This window comes from Flavobacterium sp. ACAM 123 (assembly GCF_000264055.1).
Lineage (GTDB): Bacteria > Bacteroidota > Bacteroidia > Flavobacteriales > Flavobacteriaceae > Flavobacterium.
Genome location: NZ_AJXL01000012.1, coordinates 1 through 23494 on the forward strand (window position 1 = coordinate 1; position 23494 = coordinate 23494).

Annotated in this window: 18 protein-coding genes and 1 pseudogene; 4 read left to right on the plus strand and 15 right to left on the minus strand. The window is 35.2% G+C overall.

The window, feature by feature from the left end; genetic code table 11:
• Window positions 1-247 precede the first annotated feature (247 nt).
• The 3 genes and pseudogenes from A3SG_RS23045 to A3SG_RS0103445 all read left to right on the plus strand — a co-directional run bounded on the left by A3SG_RS23045 (window position 248) and on the right by A3SG_RS0103445 (window position 4259).
• Window positions 248-1776 (plus strand): annotated as a pseudogene (locus A3SG_RS23045) (helicase HerA-like domain-containing protein).
• 344 nt (window positions 1777-2120) lie between these two features.
• Entirely contained in the window at window positions 2121-3542 is a 1422-nt protein-coding gene (locus tag A3SG_RS0103440) for a carbon starvation protein A (protein WP_016988609.1), read from the plus strand.
• A 357-nt stretch (window positions 3543-3899) separates the two neighbouring features.
• Entirely contained in the window at window positions 3900-4259 is a 360-nt protein-coding gene (locus A3SG_RS0103445; RefSeq protein ID WP_016988610.1) for a cupin domain-containing protein, read from the plus strand.
• Between the two features lie 27 nt (window positions 4260-4286).
• Here A3SG_RS0103445 and A3SG_RS0103450 read toward each other — a convergent pair whose 3' ends face one another.
• From A3SG_RS0103450 to A3SG_RS0103460, 3 genes are all read right to left on the minus strand, one after another.
• A complete protein-coding gene (locus tag A3SG_RS0103450) occupies window positions 4287-5645 on the minus strand; it encodes an FAD-dependent oxidoreductase (protein WP_016988611.1) in 1359 nt (452 codons plus the stop codon).
• A 62-nt stretch (window positions 5646-5707) separates the two neighbouring features.
• A complete protein-coding gene (locus A3SG_RS0103455; protein ID WP_016988612.1) occupies window positions 5708-8095 on the minus strand; it encodes a penicillin acylase family protein in 2388 nt (795 codons plus the stop codon).
• Between the two features lie 164 nt (window positions 8096-8259).
• Entirely contained in the window at window positions 8260-8670 is a 411-nt protein-coding gene (locus A3SG_RS0103460; RefSeq protein ID WP_016988613.1) for a YMGG-like glycine zipper-containing protein, read from the minus strand.
• Between the two features lie 352 nt (window positions 8671-9022).
• Here A3SG_RS0103460 and A3SG_RS0103465 point away from each other — a divergent pair, with 352 nt between their 5' ends.
• Complete coding sequence (locus tag A3SG_RS0103465) at window positions 9023-9661, plus strand: flavin reductase family protein (protein WP_016988614.1); 639 nt, start codon at window positions 9023-9025, stop codon at window positions 9659-9661.
• A 118-nt stretch (window positions 9662-9779) separates the two neighbouring features.
• On the opposite strand, the gene kynU is transcribed toward A3SG_RS0103465, so the two are convergent.
• From kynU to A3SG_RS0103520, 12 genes are all read right to left on the minus strand, one after another.
• A complete protein-coding gene (gene kynU / locus A3SG_RS0103470) occupies window positions 9780-11063 on the minus strand; it encodes a kynureninase (RefSeq protein WP_016988615.1) in 1284 nt (427 codons plus the stop codon).
• A 520-nt stretch (window positions 11064-11583) separates the two neighbouring features.
• A complete protein-coding gene (queA, locus tag A3SG_RS0103475) occupies window positions 11584-12633 on the minus strand; it encodes a tRNA preQ1(34) S-adenosylmethionine ribosyltransferase-isomerase QueA (protein WP_016988616.1) in 1050 nt (349 codons plus the stop codon).
• Window positions 12634-12817: 184 nt separating this feature from the next.
• Complete coding sequence (aroA, locus tag A3SG_RS0103480; RefSeq protein WP_029596587.1) at window positions 12818-14047, minus strand: 3-phosphoshikimate 1-carboxyvinyltransferase; 1230 nt, start codon at window positions 14045-14047, stop codon at window positions 12818-12820.
• A 99-nt stretch (window positions 14048-14146) separates the two neighbouring features.
• Window positions 14147-14473, minus strand: a complete 327-nt coding sequence (locus tag A3SG_RS0103485; protein WP_016988618.1) for a nucleotide pyrophosphohydrolase — start codon at window positions 14471-14473, stop codon at window positions 14147-14149.
• A 121-nt stretch (window positions 14474-14594) separates the two neighbouring features.
• The gene (locus tag A3SG_RS0103490) at window positions 14595-16553 is read right to left on the minus strand and encodes a DUF3857 domain-containing protein (RefSeq protein WP_232226267.1); all 1959 of its coding nucleotides are present in this window, start codon (window positions 16551-16553) and stop codon (window positions 14595-14597) included.
• Window positions 16554-16600: 47 nt separating this feature from the next.
• Entirely contained in the window at window positions 16601-16939 is a 339-nt protein-coding gene (locus A3SG_RS22870) for a hypothetical protein (RefSeq protein WP_016988620.1), read from the minus strand.
• A 30-nt stretch (window positions 16940-16969) separates the two neighbouring features.
• Window positions 16970-18613, minus strand: a complete 1644-nt coding sequence (locus A3SG_RS19010; protein ID WP_016988621.1) for a DUF3857 domain-containing protein — start codon at window positions 18611-18613, stop codon at window positions 16970-16972.
• Between the two features lie 4 nt (window positions 18614-18617).
• Window positions 18618-18968, minus strand: a complete 351-nt coding sequence (locus A3SG_RS22180) for a DUF3858 domain-containing protein (RefSeq protein WP_232226268.1) — start codon at window positions 18966-18968, stop codon at window positions 18618-18620.
• A gap of 91 nt (window positions 18969-19059) precedes the next feature.
• Window positions 19060-20529 (minus strand): DUF3857 domain-containing protein, encoded by a 1470-nt coding sequence (locus A3SG_RS19015; RefSeq protein ID WP_232226269.1) that lies wholly within the window; start codon window positions 20527-20529, stop codon window positions 19060-19062.
• Between the two features lie 132 nt (window positions 20530-20661).
• Window positions 20662-21114 carry a D-aminoacyl-tRNA deacylase gene (gene dtd, locus A3SG_RS0103505; protein WP_016988622.1) on the minus strand — a complete coding sequence of 151 codons (453 nt, stop codon included), beginning with the start codon at window positions 21112-21114 and terminating at the stop codon, window positions 20662-20664.
• Between the two features lie 114 nt (window positions 21115-21228).
• Window positions 21229-22206 (minus strand): ribosome small subunit-dependent GTPase A, encoded by a 978-nt coding sequence (rsgA, locus tag A3SG_RS0103515; protein WP_016988624.1) that lies wholly within the window; start codon window positions 22204-22206, stop codon window positions 21229-21231.
• Window positions 22207-22395: 189 nt separating this feature from the next.
• On the minus strand, window positions 22396-23478 hold the full coding sequence (locus tag A3SG_RS0103520) for a bifunctional 3-deoxy-7-phosphoheptulonate synthase/chorismate mutase type II (RefSeq protein ID WP_016988625.1): 1083 nt from the start codon (window positions 23476-23478) through the stop codon (window positions 22396-22398).
• Between the last annotated feature and the right edge of the window lie 16 nt (window positions 23479-23494).

The following is a 23494-nucleotide window of genomic DNA, read 5'->3' on the forward strand; positions in this document are numbered from 1 at the left end:
ACCTATGTTTTTAATATGTGAGTTTTAATCAATATCATTGACCAAATTTACTATTTTTTGACATATAAAATATAGTTTTGTGATATAATAGAACAATATATCAATAAAAAGAATTTAATCACCTACAATAAGTTTTTCCACTATTATCAATAAAAAAGGGATAAAACGGCAGTAAATCCCACGATTACATGATTTAAAATACGACCGATAATAATATCTTGCATCTAAATCAAACACTATCAACGTTATGAATACAAAAGAAGAATTTATAAAGCATATTACTCAAGGCTACAATTCGAAAGGAGAAAGTATTACTCTGGGACGGGCCTTACTTGATGGCGCGCCGATTGTCGGTAACCCATGTACAAATCCCACTAAAAAACACTTAATAGGCAAGGATTGATCGCTGGAGCCGCTAGAACCGGAAAAACTAAAACCATTCAAGTTTTATCAGATCAGCTGTTGTCATTTGGAATTCCCGCAGTAATGATGGACATCGAAGGTGATTTTAGCGGCATCGCAAAAGAGGGAGAAGAGAAAACATTTATAGCCAAACGGCACACCAAAATAAATATTCCATAAACTATAACTAAATTCCCGTCGAGCTATTAACGTTATCCAAACAAGACGGAGTACGACTGCGCGCCACGGTTTCCGAATTCGAGCCGGTACTATTTTCGAGAATTTTGGACTTGAATGATACCCAGTCTGGTGTAATGTCAGTACTCTTTAAATATTGCAATGATAATAAAATGCCTTTATTAGACTTTAAAGACCTTAAAAAGGTAATAAACTACATAACCGAGGAAGGAAAAAATGAAATAACAGAAAACTATGGAAGGATTTCTACTTGTACTACGGGAATCATTCTTAGAAAGATAATCGAACTAGAACAGCAAGGAGCTGAGTTGTTTTTTGGCAAAATGTCTTTTGACATCGACGATTTAATGCGAATTGATGAAAATGGAAAAGGCTACATCAACATCATTCGATTAACAGACATTCAAGACAAACCAAAATTATTTTGTACTTACATGCTTAGTCTCCTTACTTAGATATACCAACAAATTCCAGAAAAAGGGGATTCAGAACACCCGGAATTAGTGATTTTAATTGACGAAGCTCATTTAATTTTTAGCGAGACCAGTAAAGCATTACTAGAACAAATTGAGATCATCGTAAAACTGATTCGCTCAAAAGGAATTGGAATTTACTTTATAACCCAAAACCCAATGGATGTTCCAAGCGGCGTATTGGCTCAGTTAGGACTACAAATACAACATGCTTTGAGAGCCTTTACCGCTAAAGATCGCCAATCTATTAAACAAACTGCCAACGATTACCTCTCTTCTGATTATTACATCACAAGTGAAGTATTAACCAATTTAGGAATTGGCGAAGCATTGGTTACCGCCTTCAATGAATAAGAAATCCCTACCCCCTCTTGTGTCCACGATGATGCGGGCACCGATGAGCCGTATGGATGTTTTAACCGAAAGTGAAGTTCAGGAAATCAATCATAAATCTAAATTAGTTAAAAAATACAGTGAACTTATCGATCGCGAGAGTGCTTATGAAATGCTGAATAAAAAAATAGCTGTAACAAATGAAGAAGCCGCTAAACAAGAAATGCAGAAAGAAGAAGCCAAGGTACCTAAACAGCAACAAGGGCAAACCACTGCAGACGCAGTAAGCAAATCTGTTTTAAAAGTTTTGACTAGTGCTACTTTTATAAGAGGTGCATTGGTAATTTTGAATAAAATAATAAAAAAATGAAACCTGTAAATAACGAGTAAGACCGCCTGCATCCTGAAACTGGTTAAACTCAACAATTCTCCTCGTCACATATTAATAAGCTGAATTCAACTTGAGATATACTTCTAATGAAAAGCCTTTAATTGTAAAGCTCTACTAAAAAATACAACTGTTTTTCAAAATATTACTATAAATTAGGTTCATATTGAGTTTAATATCCGCCTAGATGTTATTCCTGATCTTATAATCTCTAAAAAACCATTTTATTTTTAAAAATTATAATATACACATTAAAGCCGGTTGTTTCTTGATAATAGTATTAACTTGGGAGCCTTTAAGAGTGTTAATTAACTGAGTACAACATTATGATTACATTTATTACGGCCGTCATTTTATTAGTGTTGGGGTATATCTTTTACGGTAAATTTGTTGAAAGCATCTTTAAACCTGACGCCAATAGAGCTACTCCAGCCTACACGCATGCAGACGGCGTAGACTTTGTTCCAATGGACAGCAATAGGAACTCTTTAATTCAAGTTTTAAATATTGCAGGAGTAGGCCCCATTTTTGGCCCTATATTAGGAGCACTTTATGGACCAGTGGCTTTTCTTTGGATAGTTCTCGGCTGTGTTTTTGCCGGGGCCGTACACGATTACTTAACGGGAATGATCTCCGTTAGATATGGCGGTGCTCACTTACCCGCTTTAGCGTCTAAATTTTTAGGTAAGTCCTTTAGTCATGTAGTTAATTTCTTCACCGTATTGTTGCTTCTTTTAGTAGGAACTGTTTTTATTTCAGCACCAGCAAGTATGATCGATGATTTAATAGGTAAAGATCTAAATATGTTTACCATAATCGTGCTTGCGATATTTGCATATTATATTATCGCCACTGTTTTACCTATCGATAAAATTATCGGGAAAATCTACCCTATTCTTGGGCTTTTATTATTGTTGAGTGCCGTAGGTGTAGCATTTGGCATGTTTATGTACGGCAATCCAATTCCGGAACTGACTCTGACCAACATGCATCCTAAAGATCTTCCCTATTATCCTGTAATATTTCTAACAATCTCCTGTGGTGCTTTATCTGGATTTCACGCAACCCAGTCTCCAATAATCGCCAGAACAATCAGAAACGAGAAGGATGGACGAAAAATATTTTACGGAATGATGATTGTTGAAGGCGTTATTGCTATGATTTGGGCAGCAGCTGCAATGAGCCTCATGAACGGAGAAGACCTTAGTATTTTACTTGCTAATGAAGGACTCCCGGGAATAGTTCATAAAATCGCTACAGTATTTTTGGGAACTATTGGTGGAACAATTGCCGTTTTAGGTGTTATCGTTTTACCAATAACGTCTGGGGATACTTCCTTTAGAGCGGCGCGAATGATTATTGCAGATTACTTAAAAATTGACCAGAAAGCGCTTAGAAACCGATTCATGATTGCAATACCCCTTTTTGTAATTGCCTTTATTCTTACTAAAATAGATTTTCAACTTCTATGGAGATATTTTTCTTGGGCAAATCAGAGCATATCCGCCATTGCCCTTTGGATTGGAACCGTATATTTATACCAAAGAAAAACCCATTATATTATTGCATTAGTACCTGCGTTTTTCATAACATCAGTGTTAGGGTCCTTTCTTTTTTACGACCCTACAATAGGTTTTGGATTCGACATAGTTGCCTCGGATATTATTGGAATTGTGATTGCTGTTTTAATAACAATTTTATTCTTTGTGATTATGAGAAGAAACAAGGAACTACCTGAAAGCGCATAATTCGCAAAGCCAAAAATAAGATTTAAAAATAGCTTCCGTATCGAGAAATGATGTAGAATAATATTATCAATAGGCAGATTCGAATTTGGCAACTAACAGGGAACACAGTACTTGAATTATTGGAAAATAATAGTTTAAACTACAGTTCTAAGCCAAGAAAGACACAAGGCTAATCCCATCAAATAGATTCCTAATTACATTCAGGATTTAAAGCTTGCGGATACGGGATAATATACTTAACTTCTTGATCCCTATTAAACTAAAGCGATAATCTCAAGAAGTTTTTTTACATTATATCACAAGACACAACACAACCTAGAAATAAAACTCGAATTACTATTTAAATAAAAACTTAAAATGAAAAAATATTTTATCCAAAACGCCCCATTTATCGTCCCCACCACGGATGGAAAATTGATCGAAGAACACCACGGTTTGGCAACAACAAATAATCCTGATATATCAATTGCCCATATGATTGCACCTCCCAAATGGAACGAGCCCTTTCAAACTCCAGAATTTGAAGAATACACTTATATCATAAAAGGAAAAAAGCAGTTTATCATTGAAGACGACACCATTATTCTTGAAGCCGGACAATCCATAAAAATAGAAAAGAATACCAGAGTTCAATACTCCAACCCGTTTGATGAACCCTGCGAGTATATCGCCATATGCACGCCAGCATTCGATTTCACTAAAGTGCATCGCGAATAATACGTACAACAGTCAAGAATTAAATGTCTAATTCTTGACTGTTTCTTTCTCATCTAAAAGGGCTAAAATCATATTTTCAATCTCTTTACTATCCCAAACAGCCTCTATGTTTTCAGTTTTTAAAACTTCCTCCATAATTGCATTTTGATCATCTCCAATCGCTAAAGCCTCAGCATAAGGACGATCACTAAATGTAACCCTACTGTAAAGAGGAATCCACCTATCAGGGTGCTTGTCTGAAAACGATTTTTCAATTTTCTTTTGCAAGAGGAATTTGTCATCTGCTGTTTTAGAACTCATTTCCATAAAATTACGATAGGAGAGTTCTGCAATAGCATCAGCATTAGGCTTACGTGATTTTTGATATTCAGAAAAAACCATCTCCCAATCATCCCCGTATTTTTCCATCATTTCATTAAGAATCGAAATATCTTCAAAACCGGAATTCATCCCTTGCCCATAAAAAGGTACAATCGCATGGGATGAATCCCCCACTAAAGCAATTTTATCTTCATAAGTCCAGGGATAACATTTCATTGTTACCATAGTACTCGTTGGGTTTTTGAAAAAATCTTCGGTCAAATTTGGAATAACTTCGATAGAGTCCGGAAAGTTCTTTTCAAAAAACAGCGCTACATCCCTTCTGTCTTCCAACGACGCAAAAGAATTCTCTCCTTCAAATGGCATGAATAAAGTACACGTAAAACTACCGTCTAAATTAGGTAATGCAATCAACATGTACTCACCGCGAGGCCAAATATGAAATGAATTTTTATCTAGTTTATGAGAGCCATCTGGATTTGCAGGAATATTTAGTTCCTTATAACCAATATTTAAAAACTCCTGCGAATAGTCAAACATACTTTGGCGTTGCATGCGGTGGCGTATTCTAGAGAAAGCACCATCAGCACCAAAAACGATATCGTATTTCTTTTCTTCCCAGGCTCCCCTTTCCGTTTCTCCGATGTGCAAAGTGGCGTCAGCCAAAGTAACGTCCCATATTTTCTGCTCGAAGAAAAATTCGGCTCCGGCCTGTTCGGCCAAATCAATCATTCTTTTATTCAGCGCTCCTCTGGAAATAGAATAAATACTTTCACCCTCTTGACCATAATTTTGAAAGTTAAGCTTATCCACCAAGTGAATGGCGCGTTTGTCCATGGGTATTGCGATTTCATGAACCGAATCTGATACCCCAACACCATCGAGCGCTTTCCAGCCTCTATTTGACATTGCCAAATTTATTGAACGTCCGGAGAACTGAATTTGCCTGATATCGGGACTTCTATCGTATAAGTGAACGGTATGGCCAGCTTTGCGTAAGTAAATAGCTAATAAAGATCCCACCAAGCCAGAACCTACAACTGCTATTTTTTTTGGAGTTTGCATTGTTTTTATGATATTTGAACAAAAATAATGATTTATTATTTTAAGTGCTTTAAAAACCGCTACTATTTAGCGGGAATAAAAACCAATTTAGTTGAAGTTTTAATAATTTCCTCTTTATTGATTTTCATTTTCCGAAAATTACCTGCATTGTATATTTTTGCCTGGTCGTTGTAATGCGCGCTTAACGGGTTCCCTGATTGTCCCGTAGGCAGAATATTCCAACTGTTTTCAATATCCGAGAAATCAATAACTCTTCGAGAGGAAGGCCCTCCTTTCACTACATATTTAGACTCATTTGTATAATCAAACATCTGGTTGTTGATTACCTCGTTAGAACCCGAAACTTCAAATGGACCTACATTAAATATTTTTCTCAGCATAGCCACTTTACCCAGTGGGTGCTCATACTCGACTACATGCACCTTATTCCAAGTCCATGCAGGGACTGACTTCCCTAATTGTGTTTCTAATGATGCGATTGCTTCTTTAAAAGATTTCGAAAGAATTTCGGTTCTTGATTCCTTTCTATTTTTAGTTTCAATATTATCCCACCAAAGAGACTTCTCATTAGCGATTTGCGTAGCGATTAGTTGTTTCATTATGTGTGTTGCTAAAAACTGCTTGAATCCTTCTTCCCCTAACTCATCTTTATAAGTGTTTTTCAGATACATATAAATCAGCTTATTGTAAATAGTAGGCGCTACATCCTCTGTGTTATTTGTTCCTTTCCAACATTTTAAAATCGCAACCGCTTCTTTTTCATTTTTCGAAAGTGAATTGGCCTCTATCCCAGAAATTAAATTCTTAACCACATTTGGAGCTACTGATGAAGTATTATCATTAAGCATTTTACCAACAGATTCTTTATCCCAATTGGACTTTGGCTCTAATAACTGCGCAATTCTTTTCGCTCTGTCTTCTGGAAGATAATATCCCGGATATACAAACCCATCAACTGCTTCAGCCTGATTGTTAGCTGAATATACAAAGCCCCATTCTGGGTTTACTGCCGAAGGATTCTTGGAGAAATCCATATATTCCGTAATGTCCTCTTTTCCTGAGGAACCATCCAAAATAAAATGAGTATCGACTCCACCGTTATGTTTGTATAATTTACCCGTTGCCCACCAGGCAACATTTCCTTTGGCATCGCCATACATCACGTTTAATCCCGGAGCTGAAATAAGCGCTACCCCTTTTTGAAAATCTGTTTTGTTTTTTGCATGCGAAAGGATGTAAACCGCATCGAGAATACGAATGGGTTGCTGGGTATAAATCCAAGACATTGCTACCGGCTTGTTATCATCTAAACCCGTTATCAAGCCGTTCATAACGGGACCGTGCCGACTTACTTTCACATTGAGCACTACATCGGTAGTATCTTTTACTTTTATAATTTCCTTTCTAATTGTGTAGTCACTAAAACCTGTAGGAGCTTTATATTTATTGGCATTATCAGGACTATTCTCTTCTTGATAGAAATCAATATCATCATTTTCAAACATGGTCAAGCCGTACGCATACTCCCTATTGTGTCCCAATAAAGGAAAGGGTGTTCCTGCCAAATAGCAACCGTATAATTCAAAATCAGGTGTTACTATATGTGCTTCATACCATGTTCCCGGCTGCGAAAATCCAATGTGCGGATCATTTGCGAAGATCACTTTACCATTTTTAGTTTTCTTTGGAGCAATAACCCAGCTATTACTTCCTATAAAAGGAGGAATCGGTGAATTGTCTAATAAAGCCGTGACTGATTTTGAGATAGCTAAAAACTCTTCTGGTTTTTCCTTTGCACTTTTAATTAATGTAGTATTCAACTCTCCATCAAGTCCAAAGTCCTTAAGGTACTCCATTCCATATTTATTGCGTATGTCCGTCATTAACGGATCTGTTTTATGTGCCATAGCAAAACTAAAAGACATGTATCCAAAAATATTATACACATCTGTAATGGTAAATTTCTCTTTCTCAACACCAACCAACTGAAACTCGATTGGGGTAACCCCTTCGTTCATATATTGATTAATACCCTCTAGATAAGCCACTGTCAATTTATAACTTTCACTAGCTTTATCTAAATCAGTAATCGCTTTTTCAGAGGCTTCTGCAATACCCAGACCAGCGAAAAATGTATCATTCTTTAAAGCGACTTTTCCGAAAATTTCAGACAAACGGCCCGGTGCTATACGTCGCATTAATTCCATTTGCCACAAACGATCTTGCGCATGAACATATCCTAAAGCAGTCATTGCGTCTATAGAATTATTGGCATATATATGAGGCACCCCAAAATCATCAAAATACACCGTTGTTTCTTCGTGAATGCTTTCTAGCTGTACTTTACCTTCGTACTTCGGCTTTAGATAAAAACCATACAGCGCCAATCCAACGATTAGGATTGCGATTAATGATACTACAACTAAAAGAATTATTTTGACTATTTTCATTTTACTACTTTATGATAAACAAATATAAATAATTCCGAATATATTTGCACGAATTGTATTTCATTCTTATGCCTTAATTGCTAAACCTCCCTTAATTTAAAAATAAAAAGAGTGTTTAGATTCCAATTGGAACTTAAACACTCTTATATCAAAAATAAATCGTGTTACTTTTGGCTTCCGTCAATAATAGCACCAGTCCCAGCTCCAATTCCAGCTCCAGCAACACCACCAATTATTGCTCCTTGTACTTTTTTCTTACTGATAATCGCTCCGGTAGCTGCACCAACTCCTGCACCAATTACAGCTCCTTTTGCTGTACTACTCCAACCTTTCTTTTTTACTGTGGTGGTTGTAGTGGTACTTGTATTTGTTCCTGGCTGATTAACTATAATTGTTTCCTTTTGCATTTCTACTTTTGTCATCTCCATCTGCATGGAGTCAATCACTTTTTGCTTTTCCATTGCAACTTCCATAGAATCAATAGTTGCTTTCTTGGCAGCCTCTAAATCCTTTTTTCCTTGATTTTGACAAGAAATAATAAACAGAGACAGTGCTACAACATATAATGCTTTCATAATTTTCTATTTTAAAATTAATAGTGCTCAAAGAAACATCTAAAAAGCGAAATACCACTTCTATTATTTAAAGTATTTCTTATATAATTCAGACTATTCCAGACAACTAAAGTTCTATCACTTCCATGTAATTGCAAATTTAATTTATTTTAAAACCTTTTTTTTTAGAATCTAACCATCATACCTGACTCTATAAGAATAATACCATGGCACTTTTACAAATCGTGATTAGGCCGTTTGACTTAAAAAGTCCTAGAAAACTATCCTATTCTTAAATCAAAATTGCATTCTGCCTGCAATCTTGTTTATTATTATTGTATTTTTGTTAAACAAAATAAATAAACAAACTACTATGACTGCACTTTCCCAAGAAGATCTTTCTAAACTTGAAAAAGTAGAACGATTAAATTTAATAAATTCCTGCACGGGTTACAAATCAGCCAATTTAATTGCCACAAAATCACTGGATGGATCAGTCAACGTTGCTATATTTAGTAGTATAACGCATTTAGGGAGTAACCCTGCCTTGATAGGCTTTATTGTACGCCCCACGATAGTTCCTCGTAATACCTACAAAAACATAAAAGCTACGGGGTATTTTACCGTAAATCATATTACTGAAGAAATGATTGCTGATGCACATCATACATCAGCTAATTATGAAAGCGGCGTATCCGAGTTTAGCAAAACCAATCTGGAAGAAGAATACAAAGAAGGTATCGCGTTTCCTTTTACAAAAGGTAGCCCCGTTCAATTATACTGCAAGTATGTTAATGAATATTACATTAAGGAAAATGATACGGTACACATTATTGCCTCTATAGAAAACTTGTTTTTTGATGAAAACCTGAGACATAAAGATGGCTGGCTACAAATTGAAAAAGGAAATGTAGTCGCTATAAATGGCCTTGATGGCTATTGTTTACCCAAGCTACTTGATCGTTTTGAATACGCAAGGAAAGATACTCCTACGAAGTCATTTTTTAAATAAAATAGCTTCCATTTGTAGACTAAGACCGTCTTTTTCACTTTCCATCAATAGACAATTCTCACCGCAATGAAAAAACCCATTGACGAATAAATCTCTAATTCGTCAATGGGTTTTACTATTATTCGCTTACTTCTTTGATACCGCTTTTTAATATTTGTCCAAAGTTATACATGTCTTCAAACGAACAATATAGAGGTGCTGGAGCAAAACGAATTACATTAGGTTCACGCCAGTCTGTAATCACCCCATTTTTCATTAAATAGTCAAACAAACTGCGTCCTTGTCCATGCAGAAAGACAGACAATTGACATCCTCTCTCGTTTGGATTCGTTGGAGTTATTATTTCAAAACCTCCTTTAACCTCCTTATCAATTTCGTGAAGAATATATTCTAAATAAGACGTTATCTTATCTCTTTTCTCCATTATTGCCTCCATCCCTATTTCGTCAAACATTTCTAAAGAGGCCAGGTAAGGCGCTAAAGAAAGTATTGGTATATTACTGATTTGCCAACCTTCGGCTCCTGGCGCAGGATCAAAAAGCTGTTCCATTTTGAAACGGCGTTCTTTATTGTGACCCCACCATCCTGCAAATCGGGGTAAATCAGGGTTGTTGTGGTGTTTTTCATGCACAAAACATCCAGAGGCATTCCCTGGCCCTGAATTCATATACTTGTAACTACACCATGAAGCAAAATCAATATTCCAATCGTGTAATTCTAATTTCACATTTCCGGCAGCGTGAGCTAGATCCCAACCTACAATAGCCCCGGCTTCGTGACCAGCAGCAGTTATCGTTTTCATATCAAAAACCTGACCCGTATAGTAATTCACTCCGCCTATTAAAACCAAAGCCAGTTCATCTCCTACTTCCTTAATTTTGGCCAAAACATCCTCTGTACGGATATTGTGTTCCCCATCACGTCGTTTAATTTCTACAAGAGCATCATCTGCATTGTAGCCATGGAAATTGACTTGACTTTGAAACATGTATTGATCAGAAGGAAATGCTTTTTCCTCACAAATAATCTTGTATCTCTTTTTTGTAGGTCTGTAAAATGACACCATCATCAAATGAAGATTGACCGTTAATGTGTTCATTACAGTAATTTCAGAGGGTATTGCCCCCATAATTTTACCTAATGGCTTAACTAAACGCTCGTGATAATCCCACCAAGGCTTTTCAGCATAAAAATGTCCTTGGACCGCTAAGTTTGCCCAATCATCCATTACTTCATCGACATAAGCCCTTGTTCTTTTGGGCTGCAAGCCCAATGAATTTCCCGTAAAATAAATTACCTTTTTATCATTCACTTTTGGAAAAATGAATTCATCTCTGTATTTATTTAATTTGTCTTCTGAATCGAGTTGTTTGGCAAATTGTTTAGTGTTTTCGAAAATCATGGCTATTATTTAGTTTTGTAAAAATAACTAATATTTCTTCCTCCTCAAAATGTAACTCCTTTATTTTATAAGTTTAATAAATCCCTATCCATCCATAAGGCGATATTAGCGAAGATTTCTGTTCAGCTCCTATCTTTACTTAACAGTAGCACTTATATATTTATACCGATTGTATATTCAACATAGGGCAATTATATTGTACTATTTTCATATGACATCGACATTATACCACAACACATTACAATAAGATATAAATTGGTTTGGTATTACACTCCGCTTACAATAAAATTAACTTCTTGAGTTGACTCATTTTGGCGTTTTTTGGTTTGCCAAAAACGTTAGTACAGACCCAGCATCGCGTGAAGGATTGCTTCGCCAGTTTGCTATCGCTCGTGTGAAGTGGAAATCCTCCCGTTTTTAGGGAGATTGCAACGGATAGCCCGGTCCTTTTGGGACACGCCCAAAAAAAATCTCGCCATTACTGACGAGATTTATATAGAGAACCTGAAATGAGTTCAAATTAAATAATCAACATTGCATCACCGTAAGAATAAAACTTATACTCTTCTTTGATTGCTTCTTCATACGCTCTTTTCATTAAATCGTGTCCACAAAATGCAGATACCATCATTAACAAAGTAGATTTTGGTGTATGAAAGTTTGTAATCATGCAAGTAGGAATTGTAAATTCATGAGGAGGAAAAACAAATTTGTTTGTCCAACCATCAAAAGGATTTAACGTTCCATGTGAAGAAACCGAACTTTCTACAGCACGCATAGAAGTTGTTCCTACGGTACAAATACGTTTTTTCTTGGTTTTTGCATCGTTAACAATATCACAGGCTCCTTGAGTAATCTTTAATTCCTCAGAGTCCATTTTATGTTTTGACAAATCTTCCACCTCAACAGGATTAAATGTTCCCAAACCAACGTGTAATGTAACTTCGGCAAATTTGATTCCTTTGATTTCTAGTTTTTTCAATAAATGCTTAGAGAAGTGCAATCCTGCAGTAGGTGCTGCTACAGCGCCTTCTTCTTTAGCATATATAGTTTGGTAACGCTCAGCATCTTCTGGAGTAACATCTCTGCTTATATATTTTGGTATTGGAGTCTCTCCAAGTTCCGTCAATTTCTTTCTGAATTCTTCATAAGAACCATCGTACAGGAAACGCAATGTTCTTCCACGAGAAGTAGTATTATCAATAACCTCAGCTACTAATGAATCATCGTCACCGAAATACAATTTGTTTCCGATTCTAATTTTACGTGCTGGATCTACTAAAACATCCCAAAGACGTTGCTCTGCATTTAATTCTCTAAGTAAAAAAACTTCGATTCTCGCTCCTGTTTTTTCTTTATTTCCGTATAAACGTGCTGGGAAAACTTTAGTATTATTCAGAATTAAGACATCGCCATCGTCAAAATAATCAATAACATCTTTGAACGTTTTATGTTCGATAGTTTGTTTCTTGCGATCAATAACCATTAAGCGCGCTTCATCTCTGTGTTCAGACGGAAATTCTGCCAACAATTCCTTAGGTAAATCAAATTGAAAATGTGATAATTTCATCTTTATATTTTTGTTTAAAAGTTTACCATATAAGACATACTTATTTAGTCCTCTAGTAAAACTTATTTAAGAATGCAAATATACGACTGTGAGATAGGCGTTGTCAAGTGTTTTGCTATTTAATTTAAATACTAAATTGCAAAGTAACAAAGCGATAAGTGTTTACCCCCGTAAACATTGATAATTACACTGTCAGTTCAGCAATATTAAAACCTAAACTTTTCAAATCTTTCCAGAAATCAGGGTACGATTTAGAAACAACTTCGGCATTTTCGATTATTATTGGCACTTTTAATGCTAAAGGAGCAAATGCCATTGCCATTCTATGATCATTATAAGTCGCAATTTTAATATTTGGGTTTATCGTATTTGAAGCCACAAGCGTTAAACTATCGTTTGTTACAGAAATATTTGCTCCCAGTTTTGTCAGCTCAATTCTAAGTGCTTCTAGTCTATCTGTTTCTTTAATTTTTAATGTATGAAGTCCTGTAAGATGACAGCCAATGCTTAGACCAAGACAAGTGACCACAATTGTTTGTGCAATATCTGGTGTGTTATTGAGTTCGAAGTCTACGTTTCCTAATTTAAAATCAGGCACTTTAACCAAAGTCATTTTATCCCCATCGAAATGAGTTTCAACTCCCATTTGCTTATAGATTTCCATCAAAGCAGAATCTCCTTGCAAACTTGTTTCTTTATAACTACTCAAAGTGATTGAAGCCGTTTCTGACAAAGCCACTAAACTAAAAAAGTAAGAAGCAGAACTCCAGTCGGATTCCACTGTCATTTCTTTTGTTTGCACTTCTGCCTTTGGATATACTTTGATGACATTTCCGTCAAACTTTGTTTTAATATCTAGATCATTTAGCAAAGCTAATGTCATTTTGATGTAGGGTACGGAAGTTATTTCACCCTCCAATGTCAATTCTAAGCCTTTTTCTAATTTAGAAGCAATCAGCAGCAAAGCTGAAATGTATTGGCTGCTTACATTTGCAGGAATACTTACCTTCGAGGCTGTTATTTTTTGTCCCTTTATTCGAATAGGCGGAAAACCCGCTTCTTTATCATAAGAAATTATTGCTCCCAATTGTTCTAATGCTTCTACCAACACTTTGATAGGACGCTCCGTCATTCGTTGCGAACCGGTCAAAACTACTTCGTGGCCTTCATTTACTGCAAAAAATGCGGTAAGAAACCGCATGGCAGTTCCAGCATGGTGAATATCTACAAGCTCATCATTTCCTTTTAATGCTTTTTGCATCACTTCGCTATCATCAGAATTAGATGTGTTTACTAGCGTGATCTTAGGAAACAAAGCCTGCAACAACAGCAAACGGTTGGTTTCACTTTTTGAGCCGGTTACAGCAATTCGGGCTTTTAAATTAGAATGGGTAGTTTGTAACAGTAAATTCATGTTGTAATTATGAGTGATGAGTACTGAATTATGATCTGAATAATTCATGCGCGCAATTTACCATTCCTCGGCAGAAATTCATAATTTATCGTCCACAAATTATTTTAGCTTTTCATTGTTTTTATGACGATCCTTATCCCGCACCGATTTAAAATCCATTTTCTTATCGAATGCTGCTTGTAAATCAATACCAGTTTGATTGGCGAGACACAAAACCACAAAAACAACATCAGCTAGTTCTTCACCAAGATCTTTGTTTTTATCGCTTTCTTTCTCTGATTGTTCCCCGTAACGACGGGCAATAATGCGCGCCACTTCGCCTACTTCTTCAGTAAGTTGTGCCATATTGGTCAGTTCGTTGAAATACCGAACGCCGTGTTCCTTAATCCAGTTGTCTACGTCTAATTGGGAATCTTTTAAGTTCATATTGTTGTTGTTGTTTTATGGATAAACACAAAGGTAAGTGAAAGTAATAAAAAAAGTTACACATCAAAGAACACCAGTAGACTAAAAAAACCCCACAAATACAGCTCTTCCAATTCTGTGATTACACTTTGATTAAAACTATTTTTTCATTTTGCTTGTTAATCATTTGCTGAAAGAAGTCTTTTAACACCTCATAAAAATCAGAAGAAACGAGTGTTTCGTCTATTTCTTCTATAAAAGAGATTTGTATTCTCTTTCCCTCTGGAAGAATGTCAAAGATAAATAGTCCTACGTTTTGTCCAGTGGCAATCTTAATCGGCTCCGGTACAGATTCGACCATATAACCTTCAGGAATATTTATAGTAATCTGATGTTTTTGCTGTTTGGGATACCCAAAATAAACAGGCATTTCTCTAGCCTCCTTAACAAAAGGGTTTTTGCTGTTTGTGAAAAATAACTTGGGGTTGACAAATATTTTATCGCCTATTATCTCACAATGATTAGCAGTTGAAAATGTGAAAGATTCTATAATTGGTTTTTCTAAATTAGATAGATTTTCTATTTTATAATCACTTATTTGTATTCCGTTTAAAGTATTTTCTAATTTTTCGAGATAGCTGTCCGTATTAATTGCTTTGTTATTTTCTCTAAAACGAAGTGCTAGATAATCGCTTTTTTGAATGCGACATTTCCCAGCAATTTTTCCATATTCATCAACTGACACAAATAAAGCAATATTTTCATTAGAGGTCGTTTTTGGCATAAGATCTATTTCCTCTGACGACCCATCTTTTCTTATCAATCTCCCGAATCTGTTTAATGTATTAAAAGGAATAATATTAGGTATCGTATATTTATTTGTAGCATCTAATAGTATTTGTTTGCCATCAATTTGTACTCCTGCAATTACATAATTGAAAATTGTTCGGTTAGGAAAAGCAGGAATACCATGTTCGATAGTACTTAACAAAACTGGATTAACATTAATACCTGCCAACTTTAACATCCCAATTAATATAAAATTAATTTCGGCTACATTTCCTGTTTTCTCAACATATGCTTTTTCAACTCCTTTATCAACAAAATACCCAAACTGATTATTCCAATTCATCTTTTGTTGTACAAATTTAAAAATGATGCTAAGCTTTTCTAATTGTGACAAATCCGCCTTATCTGAACCTCCAATAATAAATCTCAAATCATCAATTAGATACGACTGCTCATCTAACGCAATACCAAAGTCTTTATTTTCAAAAATAGTTCTAGAAACGCCCTCCCAAGTGATTGAGTAATCTTTTATTTCTTGATTAGGAAAACGTGTTCTTTCTAGTTCATATCGAATAGAAGACTTATAGTTTTTGATATTATCAACATAATCTTCCTCTTTCAATGCGGGCACATCATTGGCAATATGTAAAGTATTAATTTGCTTGTAGTTCATACTACCTGTCTCCCTGTATTTCTTTTCAAAGTTTTGAAACCCATTTGCAATTTTAGCTTCTGTCTTTACTTTTACGCTGCCGGTTAGAATAGGTTTATAAATATAAAACTCAGGTATTTCCGTTTTGTATTCTGCATAATTCAAAGGGATATCGTATTGAATATCAAAAAACGGAAATTTAACAACATTCTCTGATTTCAAACTATATCTAAATTCAATAATTGAACCTACTTTTACATTGGGCATCGTGATACTTGCCTCGTTCCAGTATTCATTTATATTTTTTTTAAAACTGCCTTCGCTATTTAATTTAGTTTTAACAATATCAAGACCTTCGAGGTTATAAGTAATGGCGTCAGAAAACCTTACAACATCATCGCTCATATTTTCATAACCCACATAATAGGGCACTTCAAAATTTGCCCAACGTAGCCCTTCTTTTTTATAAATCTTGATTCTTATCTGACATTCGTGTATCGCGTAAAACCCCTTTTCATTTTCATATTTAAAAACTGTTTTTCCCTTTTTAAATAGTATTGCGGCCACTGCAGCGGTATCTTTTGGATGTACTCGTTGTTTTAATTCTTCAATAGAAACTTTACTTAAATCAGAATTTTGTGCATTTATTTTTGAGAACAAAAAAACAAATAAAAAAAGGAGTAGTGATTTTTTACAAAGCATTATGATTAAACTTTGGTTAAAATAATTTTTTCGTTTTCCTTATCTATCATACCTTGATAGTACTCTTTTAGCATAGAGTAATAATCCGATGGAATTATTGCCGTATTTACCTGGTTTATTATGGATATTTGAATCTGGTTTCCTACCACATTCGTAATAAAACTGAAACTCCCGAGGTTCTCTTGCATTGTAATAACTGCGGGATCGGGAACTTTTTCTATAGTATATCCTTCTGGAATATGAATATTTATCGTATTTTTTTCTATGAATGGAAATCCATAATCCACGGGATATTGACGTACTTCTTGCTGAAACGGGTTTTTTACCTCTGTAAAAAACAGCATTGGACTCACATAAATTTTGCCTCCAATTATTTAACAAAGATTAGAACCAGTGAAGGAGTACGTTTCCATAACAGCTAATTTAAGATCCTTTTCATTTTCTCTTGAATAGCCTGTCACTTCGATTTTTCTATTTTCATTCTCTAACTTTTCAAGATAGCTGTCTTCTGTAACATTATCCACTTTTTTCCTAAAAGTCATTGCATTATAATCTGTTTGTTGCTTCCTCAGTTTTCCAGAGATCATACCTCTTTCATCAATAGTGTAATTCATCATAACCGTGCTATTAGAATTCACTTTGGGCATTAAATCAACCACATCCGACGTCCCATCTTTTCTAATCAATCTCCCTATCCAGTTCAAAGCCCTAAAAGGCAGTACGTTTGGCGTTGCAAATTTATCTGACGCATCTAACAACATCATCCCACTTGGAGTTTCAACTGCAGCAATCACATAATTAAAAGCGGTCCTATTAGGAAACAATGCAATTCCATTAGATCGCGTGCTCACCAAAACTGGATTTGCATTCAATCCAGAATAGCGCAACATCGCAGTCAGCATCAGGTTGATTTCAGCTATGTTCCCGGCCTTGTCCTGATAAGCTTTTTTTACTCCATCATTACAGGAATAGCCGTAATAATCATTCCATTTTATATTAGCTTTCACAAAATTATAAATCACATCTATTTTTTCATACGGGGTTTTCAAACCGGTAATCAAGCTATTTATATCATCCTCAAAATACCCAGTCTTGTTAAGCTCTGCTCCAAAATCGTCATTCTCATAAATCTTTTTTGTAGCTGAAGGCCAATCTGTGGCATACGAATCATTAGAGCTGTCAGGAAATTTAGTCATAGCCAACTCATGCGAAATACTTGATGTATAATTATCAATATTATTGACATAATCTTCCTCTTTCATCGCTGGTAAACTCTCCGCTACGTAGGTTGTGATTGTTTCGAGGTAATCAATTTTTGTTTGAGAAAACACCGTCTTACTCACCCGGTTACCTGATCTTTCTTTACTGTTTTTAACAATAGTTTTCTTTTTCCTTTCATCAGTAACCTTTAGAAAAACATATCCTTTTTGATTCGGGCGATAAACAAAATATTCTGGTATATGAGTTATGAATTCCGAATAATTAACTGGAATGCTACTCTGAAAGCTCCAATCGACTAGTTCGCTTAACCGCGGAGATTTAATGGTATATTCGAATTCAATAACCGAACCTTCTTTTACATTAGGCATTGTTATCTTCTTGCTCCCCCAATACTTATTAATTTCTTCATTAAATTCCCCATCATTTTTTAATTTGTCCTTTTCTATTTTATCTCCTACTAGATTATAGGTGACCGCATCTGAGATATAAATTTTTTCTTCGCCATTACTTCCCAAGTAATAACGTACCGCTTGGTTTGCCCAATCATATCCTTCTTTTTTATAAATTTTAATACGGGTTTGCACAACGGTAATTATTTTAAACCCTTCATCTTCAATATACTCAAATCGAACCTCCCCTTTTTTATATAATATGGCTGCCACTGCAGCAGAATCTCTAGGATGAACTTTCTCTTGAAGTTCGGCAACGGAAACTTTTCCTAATTTAAAGTCTTGCGCATTTAAATTTGAAAAAAATGTTGCAATTAATAAAAAGAAGGCTAATTGACTTAATTTCATCGGTTTAGATTTTGGTTAATATAATTTTGGCGTTATCGTTTCTTGAAACTTGTTCTATAAAAAGTCGGTATTCATCGTAATCCGTGTTCGAGTACATTCCTTTTGTTATGAATAGACTTCGTTCGTAAATAAGACTACCGTCTTCCTTTTTTATATATTTTGTTTTATATTCTCCAAACTTACTTTTTAATTCATAATTGTTTGGTAAAAATTCGACAGCGAATTCGTGGGGTAATACAATTGCAATTTCATCGGAATCAGAAAATCCTCTTTGAATTTCGAATGGATTTTTACGATTTCTAATTCTTTTTACGCTACCCGTATACTGATTGTAAGCATTGAGGGCAAACATCATTTTACCTCCAGAAATATTACCATAATTCCCCGCGTTAATTTCTGTTTTTTCAGTTAATCGAACATTCTCTTTATCATTAAAAAAAGCGGTGTTAGTAATTTTTAAATTTCCTGATATTACCCCAATACCGTTTATAATGTGCTTCTTTTTCCGTCGGAGGAAGATTGACTAAGAGCGCTTTTTGATTGTATTGCGATCCTTCAGATATTATTGTGATTTTCCCTACTAAATCTCCCTCTTTCGATAAAAAATAGCTGCCGGAACTGCTTTGAGTATTGTCCTTGTCTTTGTATAGTTTCGTTCTGACAATTTCACCTCCTTCCGGCTTTATAACTAAAACATTTCTGTCATCGGTAAAAGTACCTTGGTAACCAAAAGGATCATCCTGACTTGTACACTCTAACCAAATGTAATTATCCTCATTAGGAATCGCTAAAATCATATGATTCCCTTGCATCGATACAAAGTCAGATTCAATATCTTTCTTGTAGCTGTCGCCATATAAAATTGTATTGTAGGAAGGCACACCTACTACCTCCAAAAGAGCCTTTGTATAATTTGTCAACGCTTTACAATCTCCATACCCTAATCTATCAACATCACTAGCATCCATCGGCTTCCATCCACCTATCCCAACCTGTATGCTGACATATCTTGATTTTTGCTGAACGTAGTCGTAAATCAATTTTGCTTTCACTATTGGATTCATTTCGTCTCCAATAAGGGCTCTCATTTTAGCTTTTGTTTCTTCTGGTAATATCGTTGTGCCCGTTAATATTTCACGAGAGTACCACTGCCCAAATTCTTTCCAGCTTTTAGCAGATCCATCAACGTCCTCCAGGTGAAAAAGTTCTAGTCCCATCATTACTTTTGGTAAAACTACACTAAATGACGGACTGTATTCCTCTTGCTTTTGAGCTGATATATTACTTGCCATATAGGAGAGTTGCGTTGCCGTATCTGATGTTTTTTGGATATTAAAATTTTCAAAATTAAACTCCATTTTTTTAAACCCTAAGTTTTCAGGACAGTCGACATTTAAAACACTTTTTTCTACACTAACAAAAAAGTTAGACACCGGATACCATTGTGGAATAAAAGCAGTGTTTGAAGTTTCGAGCTTGCTTTCATAAACTACCGTAAAAGGATATTGTGTAGGGGTGTAGTCCAAATAAAGATACCTGCTTTCAGAAAAAAGAGTGCTCGAGCCGACTGCGCTTTGGTCCTTAAAATCTTTTCTCTTTACTCTTTTTATTTCGTTGCCAAACCTATCATAAACATAAGCTTCAATCTCTCTAACAGTAATTTTCTTATTATAGTTCTCTATGGCATCTATGGCGGAAAGTCCTTTTTCGTTTAAAACCGTAATAACTCTTTTAGTATGGATAATCATGCTTCTTTGAGAAGAAATAGTAATGTCAATTTGGTTCAAACGTACAATGGCGTTTGCATTTTCTTTTAAGCTATCAGCAATGGTTACTGTAGAATATTCATTCTTCTGCGCTCTTAATGTGGAGCTGAAACCAACAAAAATTGTTAGTAATACTATTTTAATTTTCATGTTTTTGAAAGTATAAATAATTCCGAATACGAAAATTTTACAAAGTAACATCTGTCGAAAACAGGCACTTTGGTTTCAGTTTAATTATTTGTTACTTCCAAAAATAGAATAAATCTTACAATAAACAAGCGATTACTCTTTATTTTTACTATCCATAATTATAGTCACCGGTCCGTCATTTACCAAACTAACTTTCATATCTGCACCAAAAACTCCCGTTAGCACTTTCTTCCCAAATACTAATTCAAGGGACTTTACGAAATTTTCATAAAGCGGAATGGCATTATCCGGTTTTGCTGCTTTAATGTAAGACGGACGATTGCCTTTTTTGGTAGCGGCATGAAGCGTAAACTGGCTAACTACGATTATCTCGCCGTCGATATCCTGAATAGACAAGTTCATCACTTGATTTTCATCATCAAAAATGCGAATTTTAGTGATTTTACCTACTAACCAGTCAATGTCTTCCTGACGGTCCGTATCTACTATTCCAACTAATATCAATAGTCCTTTTTGAATATCGGCCACTACTCTATTGTCGATGGTTACAGATCCCGAGGAAACTCTTTGGAGAACAATTTTCATAGCCCCCTGTCCCCCGAAGAGGGAACATTGTACAGTTGAAAAACAAAAGCTGAATTCATACTAAGAAAAATTTTATTTGTATTTTTGAAAACTCCCCATTCGATAGTTGGGAGGCTATTTTCTATTTTCATCACTTTCTATTCTATCTTCATTATGAATATCTATACGATAGTTTTCGTCATCACCTTCAAGAATTTTTAGGTAACTTCTATAACGGGACCAGGCTATTTCATCTTTTTCTAATGCTTCTTTCACAGCACACTTTGGTTCCTCTTTATGCAAGCAGTTATTGAATTTGCACTGCTCTTTCAATTTAAAAAATTCAGGAAAATAGCCGCTGATTTCTGCCGGCTCCATATCTACTACCCCAAAACCCTTAATACCTGGCGTATCAATAATTTTAGCGTCAAAAGACAAATCATACATTTCAGCAAAAGTTGTTGTGTGCTGGCCTTGCTTACTAGCTTCTGAGATTACTTTTGTTTTTAAGTGCAGTGAAGGTTCCATAGCATTCACCAAAGTTGATTTCCCTACCCCTGAATGCCCTGAAAACATACTCACTTTGCCAATCATCATTTCTTTCAGTTTTTCTATTCCTTTCATTTCAGTAGAGGAAACGCGCAGGCATTTGTATCCAATATTCTGATACACATGCTGCATGTACAATTGTTCATCCAAGGTAGCTTCATCAAAAGTATCTATTTTATTAAATACTAATATAGTTTCTATTCCATAAGCCTCAGCAGTTACTAAAAACCGATCAATAAAATTAAAAGTTGTGGGCGGGTTGTTGATCGTAACCAAAAGGAAAACGCGATCAATATTAGAGGCAATAATATGCATCTGATGGGATAAATTCACTGATTTTCGAACGATATAATTCTTTCTATCGTGAATATTGTGGATAGTACCCGTTACAGTATCCGAAGATTCTTCGAGCTCATAATCCACAATATCCCCTACAGCTATAGGATTGGTACTTTTAATTCCTTTGATTCGGAATTTCCCTTTCATACGGCATTCAATAAAATCGCCTTGTTCTGATTTTACGGTGTACCAACTTCCTGTAGATTTATATACGAGTCCTGTCATTTTTATTATTTACGATATTCGGCGTTCAATGTGCCTTTTTGTACACATGATATGCTTTGCAAAGATAATTGTTTGTTGCGCGTTTAAAGTATGAAGTGTAAAGTTTTTGATTGCTGTAAAATTATAGATAAAAAAATCCCCACAATTTTTTAAAAAAGTGGGGATTCATTCAATAAGATTATATACTAATTATGCATTAATCACTTTGTCTTGATGACCTATACTTTCTTGGTGGATTGCTTTGAACATTCTAAGAACAAACTCTTCAGTCAATCCTTTTTTCTCCCCTTCAAGAATCATTTTTCCTAAAATTTCATTCCAACGTTTGTTTTGCAGTACTGCCACGTTAGCTTCTTTTTTAACCAGACCAATTTCATCAGCCACTTTCATTCTTTTGCCTAACAAATCCAATAGACTAGCATCTAAAACATCAATGTTTGCTCTAAGCTTGGTCATTTTTTGTGTAAATTCAGTAGACTTGTCATCTTCTTTTCTTACTTTCAAATCTACAAAAATTTGTTTCAGGGCAGTTGGTGTTACTTGCTGTGCAGCGTCACTCCAAGCGTTATCTGGATCTGTATGTGTTTCAATGATCATTCCGTCATAATTCAAATCTAGAGCTTCTTGCGTCACCTCAAGTATCATTTCGCGATTTCCTGTGATATGAGATGGATCTATAATTAAAGGTAAATCAGGAAATTTATTTTGTAATTCAATAGCAATTTGCCATTCTGGAATGTTTCTGTATTTTGTTTTTTCGTAAGTAGAAAAACCTCTATGAATTACTCCTAAATTTTTAATTCCTGCATTATACAATCGCTCTACTCCTCCAAGCCATAAAGCCATATCTGGATTTACCGGATTTTTGATCAAAACAATTTTATCAGTTCCTTTTAATGTATCTGCAATTTCTTGAACTGCAAATGGGTTTGCTGTTGTACGAGCACCAACCCATAATACATCAATATCATGCTCCAAAGCTAATATACAGTGTGCCCTAGTTGCCACCTCAGTCCCCATCAATAAACCGGTTTCAGCTTTTGCTTTTTGCAACCATTTCAATCCTATTTCTCCAACACCTTCAAATCCTCCTGGACGTGTTCTTGGCTTCCATATTCCTGCTCTAAAAACACTTACATCAGAATCTTTCAATTCATGTGCTATTTTCAATACTTGTTCTTCTGTTTCAGCACTACAAGGTCCCGCGATCACAAATGGGTGAGTTAAATTGAAATCATTCAACCATGTTCTCATTTCTTTCTTGTTTTCCATCTTTTCTAATTATTTT